At 72.4% G+C, this 17,275-nt stretch carries 13 protein-coding genes and 3 tRNA genes; 4 read left to right on the forward strand and 12 right to left on the reverse strand.

Annotation, left to right across the window (positions count from 1 at the left end):
• Positions 1-389: 389 nt before the first annotated feature.
• The 3 genes from putP to ACFQ8E_RS19940 form a co-directional block, all read right to left on the reverse strand.
• The gene (gene putP, locus ACFQ8E_RS19930; RefSeq protein ID WP_430552306.1) at positions 390-1,901 is read right to left on the reverse strand and encodes a sodium/proline symporter PutP; all 1,512 of its coding nucleotides are present in this window, start codon (positions 1,899-1,901) and stop codon (positions 390-392) included.
• A 199-nt stretch (positions 1,902-2,100) separates the two neighbouring features.
• Positions 2,101-2,173 (reverse strand) — tRNA-Arg (locus ACFQ8E_RS19935).
• 156 nt (positions 2,174-2,329) lie between these two features.
• Positions 2,330-2,421 (reverse strand) — tRNA-Ser (locus ACFQ8E_RS19940).
• 112 nt (positions 2,422-2,533) lie between these two features.
• Here ACFQ8E_RS19940 and ACFQ8E_RS19945 point away from each other — a divergent pair.
• Positions 2,534-4,372 (forward strand): GMC family oxidoreductase N-terminal domain-containing protein, encoded by a 1,839-nt coding sequence (locus tag ACFQ8E_RS19945; RefSeq protein WP_430552307.1) that lies wholly within the window; start codon positions 2,534-2,536, stop codon positions 4,370-4,372.
• 68 nt (positions 4,373-4,440) lie between these two features.
• Here the strand turns inward: ACFQ8E_RS19945 and ACFQ8E_RS19950 are convergent.
• The 5 genes from ACFQ8E_RS19950 to ACFQ8E_RS19970 form a co-directional block, all read right to left on the reverse strand.
• Positions 4,441-4,525: transfer RNA gene (locus tag ACFQ8E_RS19950), tRNA-Ser, on the reverse strand.
• Positions 4,526-4,637: 112 nt separating this feature from the next.
• Positions 4,638-5,192 carry a GTP-binding protein gene (locus tag ACFQ8E_RS19955; RefSeq protein WP_429731380.1) on the reverse strand — a complete coding sequence of 185 codons (555 nt, stop codon included), beginning with the start codon at positions 5,190-5,192 and terminating at the stop codon, positions 4,638-4,640.
• A 406-nt stretch (positions 5,193-5,598) separates the two neighbouring features.
• Entirely contained in the window at positions 5,599-6,015 is a 417-nt protein-coding gene (locus ACFQ8E_RS19960) for a DUF742 domain-containing protein (protein ID WP_429730019.1), read from the reverse strand.
• 10 nt (positions 6,016-6,025) lie between these two features.
• Positions 6,026-6,475: a roadblock/LC7 domain-containing protein gene (locus tag ACFQ8E_RS19965; RefSeq protein WP_079573344.1), complete on the reverse strand. Its 450-nt coding sequence runs from the start codon at positions 6,473-6,475 to the stop codon at positions 6,026-6,028.
• A 33-nt stretch (positions 6,476-6,508) separates the two neighbouring features.
• A complete protein-coding gene (locus ACFQ8E_RS19970; protein WP_430552308.1) occupies positions 6,509-10,258 on the reverse strand; it encodes an ATP-binding protein in 3,750 nt (1,249 codons plus the stop codon).
• 181 nt (positions 10,259-10,439) lie between these two features.
• Here ACFQ8E_RS19970 and ACFQ8E_RS19975 point away from each other — a divergent pair, with 181 nt between their 5' ends.
• Positions 10,440-11,417 carry an NAD(P)H-quinone oxidoreductase gene (locus ACFQ8E_RS19975; protein WP_430552309.1) on the forward strand — a complete coding sequence of 326 codons (978 nt, stop codon included), beginning with the start codon at positions 10,440-10,442 and terminating at the stop codon, positions 11,415-11,417.
• Positions 11,418-11,483: 66 nt separating this feature from the next.
• Positions 11,484-12,077 (forward strand): bacterial proteasome activator family protein, encoded by a 594-nt coding sequence (locus ACFQ8E_RS19980; RefSeq protein ID WP_430552310.1) that lies wholly within the window; start codon positions 11,484-11,486, stop codon positions 12,075-12,077.
• A gap of 19 nt (positions 12,078-12,096) precedes the next feature.
• Here ACFQ8E_RS19980 and ACFQ8E_RS19985 read toward each other — a convergent pair whose 3' ends face one another.
• Positions 12,097-12,927, reverse strand: coding sequence for a DMT family transporter (locus ACFQ8E_RS19985; RefSeq protein WP_430552368.1), 831 nt, complete (start codon positions 12,925-12,927; stop codon positions 12,097-12,099).
• Positions 12,928-13,175: 248 nt separating this feature from the next.
• On the opposite strand from ACFQ8E_RS19985, the gene ACFQ8E_RS19990 reads away from it, so the two are divergent.
• A complete protein-coding gene (locus ACFQ8E_RS19990; protein WP_430552311.1) occupies positions 13,176-13,631 on the forward strand; it encodes a DUF805 domain-containing protein in 456 nt (151 codons plus the stop codon).
• A gap of 94 nt (positions 13,632-13,725) precedes the next feature.
• On the opposite strand, the gene ACFQ8E_RS19995 is transcribed toward ACFQ8E_RS19990, so the two are convergent.
• The 3 genes from ACFQ8E_RS19995 to ACFQ8E_RS20005 all read right to left on the reverse strand — a co-directional run bounded on the left by ACFQ8E_RS19995 (position 13,726) and on the right by ACFQ8E_RS20005 (position 17,176).
• Positions 13,726-14,688 carry a carbohydrate ABC transporter permease gene (locus tag ACFQ8E_RS19995; protein WP_430552312.1) on the reverse strand — a complete coding sequence of 321 codons (963 nt, stop codon included), beginning with the start codon at positions 14,686-14,688 and terminating at the stop codon, positions 13,726-13,728.
• Positions 14,685-15,674, reverse strand: a complete 990-nt coding sequence (locus ACFQ8E_RS20000; RefSeq protein ID WP_430552313.1) for a carbohydrate ABC transporter permease — start codon at positions 15,672-15,674, stop codon at positions 14,685-14,687. The genes ACFQ8E_RS19995 and ACFQ8E_RS20000 overlap by 4 nt, the downstream gene beginning before the upstream one ends.
• A gap of 110 nt (positions 15,675-15,784) precedes the next feature.
• Positions 15,785-17,176 carry an ABC transporter substrate-binding protein gene (locus ACFQ8E_RS20005; protein WP_430552314.1) on the reverse strand — a complete coding sequence of 464 codons (1,392 nt, stop codon included), beginning with the start codon at positions 17,174-17,176 and terminating at the stop codon, positions 15,785-15,787.
• Positions 17,177-17,275: the final 99 nt, after the last annotated feature.

The raw sequence follows: 17,275 nt of genomic DNA on the forward strand, positions 1-17,275 counted from the left end.
TATCAAACACACTGTTGAGTTCTCAAACAACCGACGCACACCGCAGAACCAGAACCAACCGTTCCGACCCCGCCGGGGCAACCCCTCAAACTTACCAGACCGTTTTCCCTCTTCCAAATCCCTGATCCGAAGATCGAAGGGAGGTCGAAAAGACGATCCGATCCCACCGGGAAGAATGCGCGAAGCATCCCGACCGTTGAAGGTGTGGGTTTTCAGTCCCGGCCCGGCCACCGGTACCCAGCCTCTCGGCTGTCTCCTCGGTGTCCGTCGGCCCGTCGGGCTGACGTCGTAGAACATTACCCGGGCGGGCCGCTCCGTGCAACGTGGCCGGACGTGGCGCGCGCCACGTCCGGCCACGGGCGTCCGGCCGGTGCCGCGTGGGCCCCCGATCAGGCGGTCACGGTCTCCGGCTCAGGCCGGTCACCGCGCGCCAGCCGGCGCGCCGAGTCGAACTCGTCGAGCACCGTGCCGTCCGGCCGCGGCGTCAGGAGGCTGACCACCACGGCCACGAGCAGGCCTAGCGCGAAGCCCGGGATGATCTCGTAGAGGGAGTCCGCGAGGGACGACCTTCCCCAGGCGAAGGCCACGACCGCGCCCGCGAGCATCCCGGACAGGGCGCCCCATCGCGTGAGGCGGCGCCAGTACAGGCTGAGGATCACGACGGGTCCGAACGCGGAGCCGAAGCCCGCCCAGGCGAACCCGACGAGATCGAGGATCGACGACGTGCGGTCCAGGGCGATGAGGCCGGCGACCACGGCGACGACGAGCACGCCCGCCCGTCCCAGCATCACCTCGGTGCGGGTGCTCAGGCGGAGCCCGGTCATCTTGACGAGGTCCTCGACGAGCGCCGACGAGGAGACGATGAGCTGCGACGAGATCGTCGACATGATCGCCGCCAGCACGGCCGCGAGCACCAGCCCCGCGATCAGCGGGTGGAAGAGGAGCTGCGCCAGCACCAGGAAGATCGTCTCGGGGTTGTCCACCGCGAGACCGTTGACGGTCGCGTAGGCGACGCCGACCAGTCCGGTCAGCACGGCCCCGAGCGCGGTGAGGAACATCCACCCGATCCCGATCCGGCGACCGGCCTTCGCATCCTGCGGGCTGCGGATCGCCATGAAGCGCACGATGATGTGCGGCTGCCCGAAGTACCCCAGGCCCCACGCGAGCGCGGAGATCACCCCGGTGGCCGAGGCGCCGGCGAAGAAGGACAGGTGGTGGGTACCGGTGGCGGCGTCGGCAGCACGGATGCCCTCGGTCACCGCGCCCCAGCCGCCGAGGTCCACGATCGCGATGACCGGCACGGCCACGAGGGCCGCGAGCATCAGCAGCCCCTGCGCGACGTCGGTCCACGTGGCACCGAGGAACCCGCCGAACAGCGTGTAGGCCAGCGTCACCCCTCCCACGACCAGGAGCCCGGTGAGGTAGTCGAGGCCGAACGAGCTCTCGAAGAAGGTGCCACCGGCCACCATGCCGGACGACACGTAGAACGTGAAGAACACCAGCACGATGAGGCCGGCCGCGATGCGCAGCAGGTGCGCGGGGTCATGGAGGCGGTTGTCGAAGAAGCTGGGGATCGTGATCGAGTTGCTCGCGACCTCCGTGTAGGCCCGCAGGCGGGGCGCCACGAACTTCCAGTTGAGCCAGGCGCCGACGGTGAGGCCGATCGCGATCCACGCCTCGACGAGACCGGTGGCGTAGATCGCCCCCGGCAGTCCCATCAGCAGCCAGCCCGACATGTCGGAGGCGCCGGCGCTCAGTGCCGCCACGCCCGGCCGGAGCTTGCGCCCCCCGAGCATGTAGTCGTCCAGGTCGTCCGTGCGGCGGTACGCGGCGTAGCCGATGCCCAGCATCGCCACCAGGTACGCGACGATCGCGATCGTCTGCCAGGTCTGATCGCTCATGCGATCGATCACCCTCTCGGTCGTGTGGTGCAGCGTCTGGCGCTGGACGCGCCGACCGCCGCATGCACGACGGACCGGGGCCAGGTCGGGACGCGGTCGGCGCTGACCTCGCTGCGGTGCCACCCCGTTGCCACCTCGATGGCTCCGAAACGACCAACGGCCCGATCCCTGGTGAGGATCGAGCCGTTGTGCCTTTCGGTGCGCCCGGAGGGATTCGAACCCCCAACCTTCTGATCCGTAGTCAGATGCTCTATCCGTTGAGCTACGGGCGCAGTCCTTGGCCGGCGCTCTCGCACCGACCGACGAGAACATTACAGCCCTCGAGCCGGTTCCCCAAACCGAGGTGCCGCATCGTGATGCACGACACCGGCAGGGCTCCTGCCGGGGCAACAGAAAAGGCCCCGGGCGTTCAGCAGCCGGAGCCTTCCTGGCGGAGACGGCGGGATTTGAACCCGCGAACGGGTTGCCCCGTTACCACCTTAGCAGGGTGGCGCACTAGACCAGACTATGCGACGTCTCCTCGCGGCAACACAGCAACACCGCGGCGCCCAGACTAACCGGCGACGCTGCCCGGGGGCAAAGCCGCGCGGCGTCGTCCCCACCACACCCCCGACCGCGCTACGGTCTGCCGCATGCTGGACGACGACGACCAGGACCACCCGCAGCGCGCCCACCAGGGCACGGACGACGGCCCGCACCACCCCACCACCCCCTCCCCGCCGCCCGGCGACGCACCGGACGACTACGACGTGCTGGTGATCGGTTCCGGGTTCGGCGGCAGCGTCGCCGCCCTGCGCCTGACCGAGAAGGGCTATCGCGTGGGCGTGCTCGAGGCCGGGCGCCGGTTCGCCGACGACGAGCTGCCGCGCACCTCCTGGGACCTGCGGCGCTTCCTGTGGGCGCCGGCGCTCGGCTGCTTCGGTATCCAGCGGATCCACCGCCTGCGGGACGTGCTGGTCCTCGCCGGCGCCGGCGTCGGCGGCGGCTCGCTCGTCTACGCGAACACCCTGTACCGGCCGCTGGACGCCTTCTGGACCGACCCCGCCTGGGCGCACGTCACCGACTGGAAGGCCGAGCTCGAGCCGTACTACGACCAGGCGGAGCGGATGCTCGGCGTCGTCGACTACCGCCGCACCACCCCCGCCGACGAGCTGATGCGCGACGTCGCCGACGACCTCGGGGTGGGGCACACCTTCCGCAAGGTGCGGGTGGGCGTGTACCTCGGCCCGGACGGCGACGACCGGCCGCGCGGCGCCCGCGGCCCCGCGGTCCCCGACCCCTTCTTCGGGGGCGCCGGGCCCGACCGCAACCCGTGCCTGCACTGCGGCGAGTGCATGACCGGCTGCCGGCACAACGCGAAGAACACGCTCGTGAAGAACTACCTGCACCTCGCCGAGAGCGCCGGCGCGCGGGTGCACCCGCTGACCACGGCCACCGCGGTCGTGCCGCGGCCCGGCGGCGGGTACGAGATCCGCACCCACCGGACGGGTCGCCGCTGGGCGGGCCGCCGCACCTACCGTGCCCGGCAGGTCGTGCTCGCCGCCGGCACGCTCGGCACGCAGCGCCTCCTGCACGCGATGCGGGACAGCGGGGACCTGCCGCGCCTGTCCGACCGGCTCGGTCACCTCACCCGGACCAACTCCGAGGCGCTGCTCGGCGCCATGCGGCCCGCCCGCCGCGGGCAGGTCGGCGAGCCCGACTACTCCGAGGGCGTCGCCATCACGTCGTCCTTCTACCCGGACCCGCAGACCCACGTCGAGCCCGTCCGGTACGGCCGCGGGTCCAACGCGATGGGACTGCTGCAGACGGTGCTCGTCGACGGCGTCGGGCCCGGCGAGGGGCCGCGCTGGCGACGCTGGCTCGGCGAGCTGTGGCGGCAGCGCCGGCACCTGCCCGCGCTGTACGACCTGCGCGGCTGGTCGCAGCGCACGGTCATCGCCCTCGTCATGCAGAGCCGCGACAACTCGCTCACCACGTTCACGCGCCGCGGGCCGCTGGGGCGGCGCCTCACCTCCCGGCAGGGCACCGGCGCCCCGAACCCGACGTGGATCCCCGTGGCGCACCACGCCGTGCGCGCGATGGCCGACCGGATGGGCGGTCTCGCCGGCGGCAGCGCGGGCGACCCGTTCGACGTGCCGATGACCGCGCACATCCTCGGCGGGTGCACCATCGGCGAGACGCCGGAGGCGGGCGTGATCGATCCCTACCACCGCGTCCACGGCCACCCGGGCCTCCACGTGCTCGACGGGTCCGCCGTCACCGCGAACCTGGGCGTCAACCCGTCGCTGACCATCACCGCGCAGGCCGAACGGGCCTGCGCGCTGTGGCCCAACCGCGACGAGGCCGATGCCCGGCCCGCTCCCAGCGCGAGGTACGCCGTCGTGCCGCCGACGGCGCCCCTGCGGCCTGTCGTCCCCGGGGCCGCGCCCGGGGCGCTGCGGCTGCCGCTCGTCGAGATCCGGCACGCCTGACGCGGCACCCCTGATCCGGCACCGACAGCACGACGCCCCGACGGTGTGACCGTCGGGGCGTCGTCGGGCGGAGGGCGAGGGATTCGAACCCCCGGTGCATTGCTGCACAACGGTTTTCAAGACCGTCACATTAGGCCGCTCTGTCAGCCCTCCCGGGACGGCCGCACGGGCGCTCGTCCGGCACAGCAGTGTACCGGCCGGCATACGCCCGCGGCCCCGGTCGCCGAGGCGTTCCGGGGCCGCGGGAGCGACGGGCGAGCAGCTCTCAGGCCGCGCCGCCGCCCGAGCGCAGCTGACGCATCGCGAGCTGCACGAGGGCGATGAGCGTCTGCTTGGTCGCCGCGCGCGACCGCGCGTCCGTGTAGAGCATCGGCACGTGCGCCGGGATCTGCAGCGCCTCGCGGACGTCCTCGAGCCGGTGCTTGGCCACACCGTCGAAGCAGTTGACGCCCACGACGAACGGCACGCCCCGCGACTCGAAGTAGTCGATCGCCGGGAAGCACTGCTCCAGGCGGTCCGTGTCGACCAGCACGACGGCACCGATCGCGCCGCGGATGAGGTCGTCCCACATGAACAGGAAGCGGTCCTGCCCCGGGGTGCCGAACAGGTAGAGCCACAGGTTGCCCGGCAGGTTCACCCGGCCGAAGTCCATGGCCACGGTGGTGCTCGTCTTGCGGTCGGAGACCCCGCCCGCGTCGTCGACACCCACCGAGTGCTCGGTCATCGCGGCCTCGGTGTTGAGCGGCTCGACGTCCGAGATGGAGCCGATGAACGTCGTCTTGCCGACGGCGAAGCCACCGGCCACGACGATCTTCGTCACCGTCGGGGCGCCGGCGGGCGGCGCGGGTGCCGCGGCCGCCTGCGTGGCAGCCCCGTCGGCCGGACGTGCGGCAGGGGGCTGCGGCGCCGTGGCCGGCTGGGCGGCCGGCGCCTGGGGCGCGGCGGCCTGCGGCGGGCTCGCGGGCACCTGCTGCGCCACGGGCCGCGCCGCCGCGCCGGACGGAGCCGCCGAGGCGGACGGCACCGACGTGATCGGGCCCTGGGGCGCCGCCGCGGGGCGCGCGTCCTGGGCCGCGGCCGGGGCGCTGCCCAGCACGCTCTGCCGCTGCGGGACGCCGACCGCCGCCGGCGCGCCACCGGCCACCGGCGCGCTCACGGCACCGAAGGCCGGGGACACCGGAGCCCACGCCGGGGACATGCCCCCGGAGGCTCCGGGCGCCGGGCTGTCAGAGGGCGGAAATGCCATTGAGAACACTCTCCAAGACGCTCAGAGACAGGCCCGAGTGGGAACTGCCGTGACCCGTGTGGACGTTCACCGGGGTCGAGGTGTGCACGGTGATGTGCCCCTCCTCCTGCATGTCCGCGACCAGGATGCGGACGACGCCGAGGGGCAGTCGCAGCAGCGCGGAGAGCTCCGCGATCGAGACGTAGGTGTGCGCGGCGTGCTGCAGGATCGCCCGCTTCTCCGGGGTGAGCCCGACGCTCGTGACGGCACCGGGCATCACCTCGACCAGCGCCTCGAGCGGCAGGTCGGACAGGGCGGATCGGACGCGGCCACCGGTCACCGCATAAGGACGCACCGTCGAGGCCTCGTAGCCGTCTGCCGAGTGCGCACCCAGAGAACCGAACGATGCGTGCGTCATGGTCGCGACCTCATCCCACCCGCGCGGAGCGCGTCGAGCCGTCCACCGGAAGGTTCCCGCGCATCTCCGAGATCAGCTGCGGGGTGAGCGTGGCCTCGGTACGGGAGACGAGCAGCGCCATCTCGTAGCCGATGAGCCCGATGTCGCAGGACGACTCGGCCACCACGGCGAGGACCGACCCGTTCGAGACGTTCATCAGGAAGAGGAACCCGTTGTCCATCTCGATGACGGCCTGCCGCACGTTGCCGCCGTCGAGCTGACGCGCCGCCCCGCGCGTCAGGCTCGACATGCCGGAGACGATCGCCGCGAGCTGGTCACCGCTGGTGCGGTCGAGCTGGTCGGACATCGCCATGAGCAGACCGTCCGCCGAGACCACCAGGGTGTGGCGGCTGCCCGGGACGGTGCGCACGAAGTTGTCGAGAAGCCACCCGAAGTTGGTCGCTTCAGTACTGAGGGTCACGCTTCCTCCTCGTCGATACGCCGAAGGCGCAGGTCACCGCTGGTGCGGCGCGGATCCAGGGACATCATTCACGGTAGGGGCGGCCTGCGTCGAGGCCCTGACGGCCCCGGCGTCGTTCCGGCCGCGGCTCGTGGCGGACTGGAACGCCGACAGTCGCGACCTCAGCTGCTCCGGGTCCCGCTCGATGCGGGCCGTGAACCGCTCGGTCGACGCTGTCGACTCCCCCGCCCGCTGGCGTCGCGCGAGGCCGCCGGCCTCGTTCGCGACCGTCGTCGGGCGGTACGTCTGCTCGTTCGTCGAAGTCACGTTCCCTTCCTGGAAGACGCCGCGCTGCAGCATCGTGGACATCTCCTCGTACAGGACGGCCGAGGCCATCCACTCCGACCGCGCCTCGACGGTGTCGGGGACGAAGTGCGGGTCCAGCGGGTCGTACCCCGCCGGCTCCGTCGGGCGCAGCGGCAGCACCGAGCCCCCGTACGACGTCGCCGCCGAGGGCGCCGGGTCGTCGACCGGCGCGTGCCGCGGTGCGTCGTCCTGCGGCGTCTCGTACGCGTGGGCCGCCCCGAAGGCCGGTGCCTCGGGCCGGGTCGGCTCCGGCGCGGCCTGCGGGGCCGGCGGGAACGGCGACGCGGTCGGGGCCGCCGGGGCCGCGGGCTCCTCTGCCGAGGGCTTGCGTCCGAACAGGCCGCGCTTGCGACCACCCTGCGTCGGCGCCTCGCGGCCGGCACGACGTCCGGGCAGGTCGGCGATGAGGTCCTCGAACGGCGGCAGCTCCTGGAACGCGTCCCGCCCCTGCGCCTCCGTCGGCGCGAGCGAGTCCGTCGGCGCGAACGGGCCCGAGGACGGGGGCGTCACCGGGTCGAACGACGGCCCGGGGACGGGAGCCGAGACCGGCCCCGCCGCAGGCTCCGTGACCTCGCGCACGACCGGGTCGAACGACGACGCCACGGGCTCCGCGTAGGGGACGGGCGCGGGCTCGTGCCGGACCGGCTCCACGACCGGAGGTGCGGGCTCGACCGGGGCGGCGGGCGCGACGTCCCGCGTCGGCAGCGCCACGGCGGGCGCCGCCTCGGTGGCCGGTCGGTACGGCTCCGGCTGCACGGGCGCGAACGGCTCCGCCGCAGCCGATTCGACGGGCGCGTCGACGGGCGGATCGACGGGCACCGGCGCGGGCGCGGCCGCGAACGGGACGTCCTGCACGGAGACCGGCGCGACGGGCTCGACGAGGGCCGGCGGCAAGGGCGCCGGCGCGGCCGGCGTCAGGGGGGCGAGCTCGTCCGGGAGGGCCGCAGGGTCCTCCGTCACCGCGTCGAGCTGGAGCGTGCTCTCGGTCTCGGAGACGTCGAGGGACCCCATCGAGCGGAAGCTCGAGAACAGGCCCGCCCGCTGGTCGACGCCGAGGACCGGTGCCGACACGGGCTCCGGCTCGGCGACGGGCTCGGGCTGCGCGCGGTGCCGGCTCGGCAGCGAGCCCGCCGAGGCCTCGACCTCCGCCGGCGGCCGCCAGGAGTCGGTGGTCGTCTCGTCCACGAGGTCCGGCAGGTCCGGCGTCGCGAGCGGCGGCAGCACGATCGGGCCCGTGTCCGGCCGCGTCACGGCGTCACCGGAACCGACGCCGGAGCGCCGCCGGCGGGGCATGCCGATCGACGTCGTGCCGTCGGTGAGCGCGTCCAGGTCGACGGGCACCGCGGCCGGCGGCTCGGGCTCGACCGGGAGGGCCGCCTGCGCCACGGGGGCGACCGGGGCGACCGCCGGGGTCGGCATCGTGGGGGGCTCCACCGCGTCCGGGACCCCGAACGACGGGGCGGGCTCCGCAGCCTCGAAGGGCACCGCGGCGACCGGCCCGGAGGTGTGCTCCTCGAACGCCTCCGCGATCTGGCCGCCGAGGTCGGCCGCGGCGTTCTGCGTGGCCGCCTCCAGCGGGTCGGTCGGCTGCGGGAGCGGCAGCGCGTCGTCGGGCAGGAACAGCTCCGTCGGGAAGACGACGGTGACCTCCGTGCCCGACCCCGACGCCCCGGTCTGGAACCGGACCTGCGCGTTGAGGCGGTCGGCCAGGCGGCCGACCACGAAGAGGCCGAGGCGCTGGGCGCCGACGGCGTCCGACGCGGAGCGGCTGGAGACCTTGGTGTTCGCGTCCGCGAGCTCCTCGGGGCTCATGCCGAGCCCGTGGTCGCGGACCATGACGACGACCCCGCGCTCGTCGCGCGACGTCGACACCTCGACGGGCGTGTGCGGCTCGGAGAACATCGTCGCGTTCTCCAGCAGCTCCGCCAGCAGGTGCGCGGAGCTCAGCGCGTTGTGGCCGAGCATGTGCGGGTCCACGCCCAGGTCGAGGCGGACGCGGTCGTAGAGCTCGATCTCGGACGACGCGGTACGCACGACGTCGGAGATCGGCATCGGGTTGCGCACGCGACGGCCCGAGTCGATACCCGCGAGCACCAGGAGCGACTCGGCGTTACGGCGCATTCGCGTGGCCAGGTGGTCCAGGCGGAAGAGGTTCGACAGCGTGCTCGGGTCCTCCTCGGACCGCTCGAGCTCGTCGAGGAAGGAGAGCTGGCGGTTGAGCAGCACCTGGTCGCGGCGGGCCACGTTGACGAACATCTCCGCGATGGAGCCGCGGAGCGCCGCCTGCTCGCGCGCGACGACCATCGTGGTCTCGTTCACCTCGTTGAACGCGGCCGCGAGACGCCCGATCTCGTCGCTCGACTCGACCGGCACCTGCACGAGGTCGATCGACGGCGCCTGCCCGGGCACGGCCATCTGCTCCACCATGCGGGGCAGACGGTCGCGCACCTCCGCCGTCGCGGAGGTCAGGCGGGCCAGCGGCTGCACGATGCGGCGCGCGATGAGCAGCGCCAGCAGGAACGACACGAGCACGACACCGAACGCCGCGGCTCCGGTCAGCAGCGCGGCCGTCTGGGCGCTGCCCGCGAGGTCCTTCGAGTACTCGACCACACCGTCGCGGGACTCGTCGCGCACCGGCTGCGTCGATTCGACCCAGCCCTGCGAGAGCTCGTTCCACTGGCTCGCGACCTCGGGGTCGATGCCGGAGAAGTTCAGGTACCGCAGCTGGAGGCGGGCCCGGTCGAGGTCCGCCTCGTAGCCGGGCACCTCGAGCCCGCCCGGGATCAGGTCGAGCTGCTCCTGCGCGGTCGCGATCAGGGCGTCGGTGGTCTGCAGCAGGCTCACCATGCGGCCGTTGAGGTCCGACGGCGGGGCATCGCCCTGCGCGAGGAAGTTCAGGGCCGCGCCGGCGACCGGTCGCTCCATGGTGTTGGCGAGCATCGCCTCGTCGAGGGAGACGTAGGCGTTGATGCGGCGCGTGAGGCCGGCGTCGTCGCTGCTCTGCGCCACGGCGCGCGGGACGTCGAGCGCGTTCTCGCTCAGCGCAGTGTACCGCTCGGTCGCGCGCGACTCCGAGAGCTGGCCGGAGATGACGTTGCGCTGCAGGTCGTCGAGGACCGTGCGGTCGCGGAGCGTCCGGTTCACCGCGTCCTGCACGTTGGTGGGCAGCGCGCTGATGTCGAGCACCTCGAGCGCCTCGTCGCGCTCGTCGAGCGCGCGGTCGGTCGCCTCCTGCGCCTCGACGAGCGCCTTCTTGGCGCCCGGGATCCCCTTGTCGGCAGCGATGTTCGTGGCGCGCTCCGCGGCCACGGCGGAGCCGGCGTCGTCCTGCAGCTGCAGCGACTCCATGAGGGCCGCGGTCTGCTCGGCGCTGCGGTTCTCCTGCAGCGACTGCCAGGTGATCCAGCCCGCCGTCAACGCCAGGACGAAGATCGGCACGGCGAGTGTCGCAAGAATCTTCCCGCGAACGCCCAACCTGCGGAGCATCTGAACCTCTCTCCAACACTGTTCGTCGAGGCGGCCGGCCGTCGCCGTCCGATCCTCGGGTGGGTGCCATCACGTCCGGCACCACCCCCCGCGCCCGGCTGGGCTTCCAGGCACGCGAGTAGGCTCCATCGGTGTGCGAGCGGTCACGATATCGGCACCTGGCGGTCCAGGGAAACTCACCCTATCCCTCGTCAACCTGGGCAAACCGGGCCACGGCGAGGTTCTGATCGATGTGGCTGCTGCGGGGGTCAACCGCGCTGACCTGCTGCAACGTGCCGGAAACTACCCTCCGCCGGCCGGCGCTCCCGAGTGGCCGGGCCTGGAGATCTCGGGTACGGTCCGCGCGCTCGGGCCGGGGGTGACCACCTGGGCGCCCGGTGACCGCGTGGTCGCGCTGCTCGAGGGCGGGGGCTACGCCGAGCAGGTCGTGGCGCGCGCCACCCAGCTGCTGCCGCTGCCCGACGGCGTCGACCTCGTCGACGGCGCCGCGCTGCCGGAGGCCGTCTGCACCGCCTGGACCAACCTCGTCGACACCGGCCGGCTGCACGCCGGCGAGACGCTCCTGGTGCAGGGCGGCTCGGGCGGGGTCGGCAGCGTCGCGATCCAGCTCGCCGCAGCGCTCGGGGCGCGCGTGGTCGCCACCGCGGGCGGCCCGGACCGCGCGGCCCGCTGCGTCGAGCTCGGCGCGGACGTCGCCGTCGACCACCGCACGCAGGACGTCGTGGCCGCGGTGCGCGACGCGACCGACGGGCGCGGGGCCGACGTCGTGCTGGACGTGCTCGGGGGCGGCGGGCTCGCCGACAACGTGCGCGCGCTCGCCCCCGGCGGCCGGCTCGTCGTCATCGGGCTCCAGCAGGGACGCCGGGGCGAGCTCGACCTCAACGCCCTCATGGCCAAGCACGCGTGGGTCACCGGGACCCTGCTGCGCCCGCGCAGCGCCGAGGAGAAGGCGGCGCTGGTCGCGACCGTGTGCGAGCGGGTGTGGCCCCTGGTCGCCGACGGCCGGGTCCGGCCCGTGGTGCACGCCCGGGTGCCCTTCGCCGAGGCACCGGCCGCGCACGAGCTGCTCGAGTCCGGCGCCGTGTTCGGCAAGGTGCTGCTGGTGCCCTGACACCCTCGACCGCCGTCCGGCCGGCCCGACCGGCCCCTGTCCGTCCCGTGGGCCACACTGGGGAGCATGACCGAGAGCGACGACGGCACTCGCGACACCGACGACACGGCTCCGCGCGTGGTCACCCCGGACGGGGAGGCCACCGGGCCCGAAGGGGTCGCCGCCCCCGCCGAGGAGGTCGCGCCGGCGGAGGAGTCGTCCCGCATCGAGGAACCCGCCAAGGTGATGCGCATCGGCGGCATGATCAAGCGGCTGCTCGACGAGGTGCGCGACGCCCCGCTCGACGACGCCGCCCGCACCCGGCTCGCCGAGATCCACGAGCGCTCCCTCACCGAGCTGGAGGAGGGCCTCTCGCCCGACCTCGTCGAGGAGCTGCACCGCATCACGCTGCCGTTCTCGGACGAGGGCGTGCCGTCGGACGCCGAGCTGCGGGTGGCGCAGGCCCAGCTGGTCGGCTGGCTCGAGGGCCTGTTCCACGGCATCCAGACGGCGCTGGTCGCCCAGCAGATGGCCGCGCAGGCGCAGCTCTCGCAGATGCGGCGCGCGCTGCCGCCCGGGGCGCACCCTGCACCGTTCGGCCCCGGTGGGCCGGCGGGCCCGGGGCAGCCGGGCCAGCCGGGGCAGGACGACCGGCGGCCCTCCCCCGGTCAGTACCTGTAGGGCCGCCGAGGGACCGCCGTCAGGACCGCGCCGTCATGGCGATCGCGCCGGAGACGAGCGCGAGGCCGGCCAGCTCCGGCCAGGTGGGCACCTGTCGCAGCACGACCGCGCCGACGAGGACGGCGGTCGCGGGCAGGAGGGCGAGCAGCACCGAGAACGTGGCCATGCCGACCCGGCGCAGCACCACCTGGTCCAGCACGTACGGGACGACGGACGAGCAGATCGCCACCACCAGCAGGAACAGCAGCAGGGGCGGGTCGGTCACGACCTCGGGCGTCGACCACGCGAAGAACGGCGCGACGGCGACGGCGCCCGCCGCCATGCCGACCGCGAGCCCGTCGACACCGGACCCGGCGTGGGCGACGCGCTTGCCCAGGACGATGTAGCCGGCCCAGCACGCGGCGGCCACGAGGACGGCGGTCAGCCCGATCACGGCGTCCTCGCGCGGGATCCCGGAGCCCAGGGTGACGCCCGCGAGCAGCACCACGCCGGCCGCCGCCACCACGATGGCCGCCCGCTCCTGCCAGCCGCGCCCCGTGACGGCGGCGACCGCCACCGGGCCGAGGAACTCGATCGCGACGGCGACCCCGAGGGGCAGGTGGTCGACGGCCACGTAGAACACGACGTTCATCGCCGCGAGGACGACGCCGAACAGCGCCGCCGCGACGAGGTCCCGGCGGGTCCAGCGTCGTCGCCACGGGCGCCGCCACGCGAGGAGGACGACGGCGGCGAGGGCGATGCGCCACCAGCCGACGGTCGGCGCCCCCAGGCGGTCGAAGAGGCCGACCGCGACGGCCGCACCCGCGTACAGGGTGAGCCCCGAGACCAGGAACAGCGCGGGGGCCGGCACGCGGTCCAGCGCTCCGCGCGGGGAGGGGGCGGCGGTCGACACTCCCGGAGCATACGGGCGCAGCACATCCGGCCCGAACCCGCGACGGGGAGGACTCCCCACCCACGATGTGGACAGGACGTGGACGACCCCTGGACGTCACGTGCGCACGCGCCCTACGCTCGCGGGGCTGTCAGGCCGGCGCGCGACAGCGCGCGCTCGCGGAGCCATCGGCCCGTCGCCCTCCCCATCGACCCTGTGAGGCCGTCATGTCCTTCCCGGACGCCATCAAGTCCGTCTTCTCGCAGTACGCCACGTTCTCCGGCCGCGCGCGTCGCTCCGAGTTCTGGTTCTGGTACCTGTTCGTGGTGCTCGTGTTCCTGGTGGAGGGCGTCCTGCTCGGCATCGCCGGCAACGCCACGCTCGACCCGGCGACCCGCACCTACGGCGCGGCCTTCTACGTCGTCTCGGGCCTGATGAGCCTCACCGGGCTGGCCTTCGTCCTGCCGACGCTCGCCGTGATGGTGCGCCGCCTCCACGACCAGGACAAGTCGGGCTTCTTCTGGTTCATGACCTTCATCCCGCTGGCCGGCCCGATCATCATGCTGGTCTTCTACGTGACGGCCGGCACCGTGGGGCCGAACCGCTTCGGCGCGGACCCGAGGGGGCTGCAGGCCACCCCGGCCGCGCCGTACGGCGCGCCGGTCCCCCCGCCCGCGGTCTGACCGCGGCGGGCGGACGACGCACGACGACGGCGGTCCGGGCGGGTGCCCGGGCCGCCGTCGTCGTCCGTGCGTGCGGTGCGCCCCTCGCGGGCCGTCAGCCCTTGACCGCGCCCGCGAGCATCCCGCGGACGAAGAACCGCTGGAGCGCGATGAACACGATCAGCGGCACGACCATCGCGATGAACGCTCCGGCGGTGAGCAGATACCAGTCCCCTCCTCGCGTGCCGGCCAGCTCCGCGATCTTCACCGTCAGCGGCTGATACTCGGGGGCGGCGAACGTCAGGCCGACGAGCAGGTCGTTCCACACCCACAGGAACTGGAAGATGCCGAACGACGCGATCGCCGGGACCAGCAGCGGGAACAGCACGCGGAAGAAGATCTTGACGTGCCCCGCCCCGTCGACGCGGGCCGCCTCGACGAGGGACGCCGGGATGTCCTTCATGAAGTTGTGCAGCAGGAAGATCGCCAGCGGCAGCGCGAAGATCGAGTGCGAGAGCCACACCGTCCAGAAGCTGCCGTTGACGTTCCAGTCGACGTAGTCCGCCAGCAGCGGCACCAGGGCGATCTGCAAGGGGACGACCTGCAGCGAGAAGACGGCCACGAACAGGAAGTTCCGGCCCGGGAACTTGATCCACGCGAACGCGTACGCCGCGAGCAGCGAGAGCGTGATCGGGATGAGCACCGCGGGGATCGTGATGACGAACGAGTTCACGAAGAACGTGGACAGGTCGTTGCTGTTCCCGTACAGCGCCTCGTTGTAGTTGTCCATCGTGAACTGGGCGTCCCCGGTGAACAGGTCGCCGAACACCGTCCACCAGCCCGTGCGGCGGATGTCCTCCTGCGGGCGGAACGACGTGATGAGCAGCCCGAGCGACGGGATCGTCCACAGGATGGCGATGATGATCGCGATCCCGGACGCCCACGGGGAGCTGAGCTTGCCCTTGGTGGCGATCGCCCGGCGCTCCAAGCGCGAGAGCTTGCGGACGCCCGCCTGAGGGACGTCGTCGTCGAGAGCGGAGCCGGCGACGGCCTGGCCGGGGGTGGGGGTCGAGGTCATCGGATCTCCTCCGACTTGCGCATCTGCCGCACGTTGTACGCGATGATCGGGATCACCAGGATGAACAGGACCACGGCGAGCGCCGCCGCCAGTCCCTGGTTCCCCTGCCGGAACGCCTGCGTGTAGAACTCGTTGGCCACCACCTGGGTGCCGAACTGGCCGCCCGTCATCGTGCGGACGATGTCGAAGGCCTTCAGCGTGCCCATGGCGATCGTGGTGAGCACCACCACGAGGGCGGGCCGGATGCTCGGCACCGTGATGTAGCGGAACATCCCGAAGCCGTGCAGCCCGTCGAGGCGGGCGGCCTCGACGATGTCGTCCGGGATGGCCTTGATCGCCGCGGACAGCACCGTCATCGCGAACCCGGTCTGGATCCAGATCATCACCACGATGAGGAACCAGGTGTTCCACGGCTGGCCGATGAGGAACTGCTGGGGCGGCAGGCCGACCCACACCAGCAGCTGGTTGAGCAGCCCGATCTGGTTGATGTTCGCCTGGTCGGGACGGAACTCGTAGACGAACTTCCAGATGATCGAGGCGCCGACCATCGAGATCGCCATCGGCACGAACACGAGCGCCTTGGCGAGCTTCTCGAACCGGGTGCGGTCGACCAGCACCGCGTACCCGAGGCCGATGACCGCGCTCAGCAGGGGCGCGAGGATCACCCAGGCGGCGGTGACCAGCAGCACCTGCTGGAACTGGCTCTGCGTGAACGCCGTGACGTAGTTGTCGAGCCCGATGAACTCGGTGCCGTTGCGGTTGAAGAAGGACTGCCAGAGGGTGATCAGGCCGGGGCGGAGCAGCCCGTACGCGAGGAAGAGCAGCGGCACGCCGACGAAGCCGGCCGCCACCACCCACGACGGGATGCGCTTCGGCCGGTCCACCAGGAACAGGATGAGGCCCATCACCGCGGCGAAGAGCACCACGGCGACCACCATGAGCAAGAACTTCTGCCCCGTGGTGTCAGGCTCGAGCAACCAGGTCATCGATGACCTCCTCGAGGAGTCGGGACGGAGACGCGAGCGGCGCGCGGTCCGGGGACGTCCGACGACGCCCCCGGACCGCGCGGTCGAGCGGGATCACGCGGCGAGCCGGCTCACTTCGGCCAGGACGCCTCGATCTTGTCGGTGACCTCCTGGGTGCTCGACCCGGTCAGCCAGTTCACGATGCCGGTCCAGAACGTGCCGGCACCCACCTCGCCCGGCATGAGGTCGGACGCGTCGAACGCGACGACCGTGTTCGGGTCGGCCAGCACCCCGGCGACGTACTGGTCGAACTCCGTGGAGAGGTTGTTCGGGTCGAGCCCGTTGTTGGCGCTGACCCAGCCGCCGTCCGGGGTGGACAGGGCCTTCTGGTTGGCCCAGTCCGCGCTGGAGAGGTAGGTCTGGAAGGCCTGCACCTCGGGCCGGTCGTTGAACGCCGCCACGAACTCGCCGCCGCCGAGCATCGGCTTGACGTCGGTCTGGTCGGTGGGCAGGTAGAAGGCGAAGACGTCGCCGTCCTCGGACACCTCGGTGCCCTCCGGCCACTGCGTCTGGTAGAAGTTCGCCGCCCGGTGCATCCAGCACTGCTGGTCGAGGATGCCGTTGCCCGCGTCGGTCCACGACTGCGTCGCGATGGAGTCGACCCCGCCGAGGCCCGCGTTGACGTAGTCCGGGTTCTTGAGGATCTCACCCGCCGTGTCCCACGCCTTGACGACCTTGGGGTCGTTGAACGGGATCTCGTGGGTGTACCACTTCTCGTAGTCCTCGACGCCCGCGGTGCGGAGCATCATGTCCTCGATGAAGTCGGTGCCCGGCCAGCCGGTCGCGTCACCGGACTCGACGCCCGCGCACCAGACCTGGCCGCCGGTGTCGTCGTGGATCTTCTGGGTGAGGTCCATCAGCTCGGTCCACGTCTGCGGCACCTCGTAGCCGGCGTCGGAGAACATCGACGGCGAGTACCAGACGAACGACTTCGCGTTGGCGCCCAGCGGCGCGGAGTAGAAGGTGCCGTCGACCGTGCCGTAGCCCTTCCAGGTCTCGTTCCAGAACTCGTCCACGTTCTTGGCGGTGGCGTCCGGGGCCGGCTGGATGGCGTCCGGGTAGTCCTTGACGATCGTGTTGAGCAGGCCCGGCTGCGGCAGGTACGCGATGTCGGGCGCGTTGCCCGCCTTGATGCGGACCAGCAGCTGCGCCTCGAACTCGCGCGACGCCTCGTAGTCGATCTTGACGCCCGTGCACTCGGTGAACGCCTTGTACGAGTCCTGCTGGGTGGCGCCCTCCGGGTCCACGATCGACGTGTAGACGCTCACCGTCTTGCCGTCCAGGTCGCCGAACTCGTCGTAGGCGGAGCAGTCGATCTCCGCGCTGGAGGCGCTGGTCTCCTCCTCGCCGACACCACCCTCGCCGTCGGGGTCGCTGCACGCCGCCAGCACGAGCGCGAGGCCCGCACCGCCTGCCGCCAGCGCCAGTACGCGTCGCCGCGCCGTCGTCGTTCGTCTGGTCATTGCCGAGCTCCTCCACTGCGTCGTGGTCCACGGAGGTGTTCCCGCCGATCGGCGGCCCGTGATCCCCTGGTCCCCCTGACCGGGATACTGCCTCCCTCC

This window comes from Isoptericola sp. NPDC056573 (assembly GCF_042793335.1).
In the GTDB taxonomy this organism is placed as follows: domain Bacteria; phylum Actinomycetota; class Actinomycetes; order Actinomycetales; family Cellulomonadaceae; genus Isoptericola.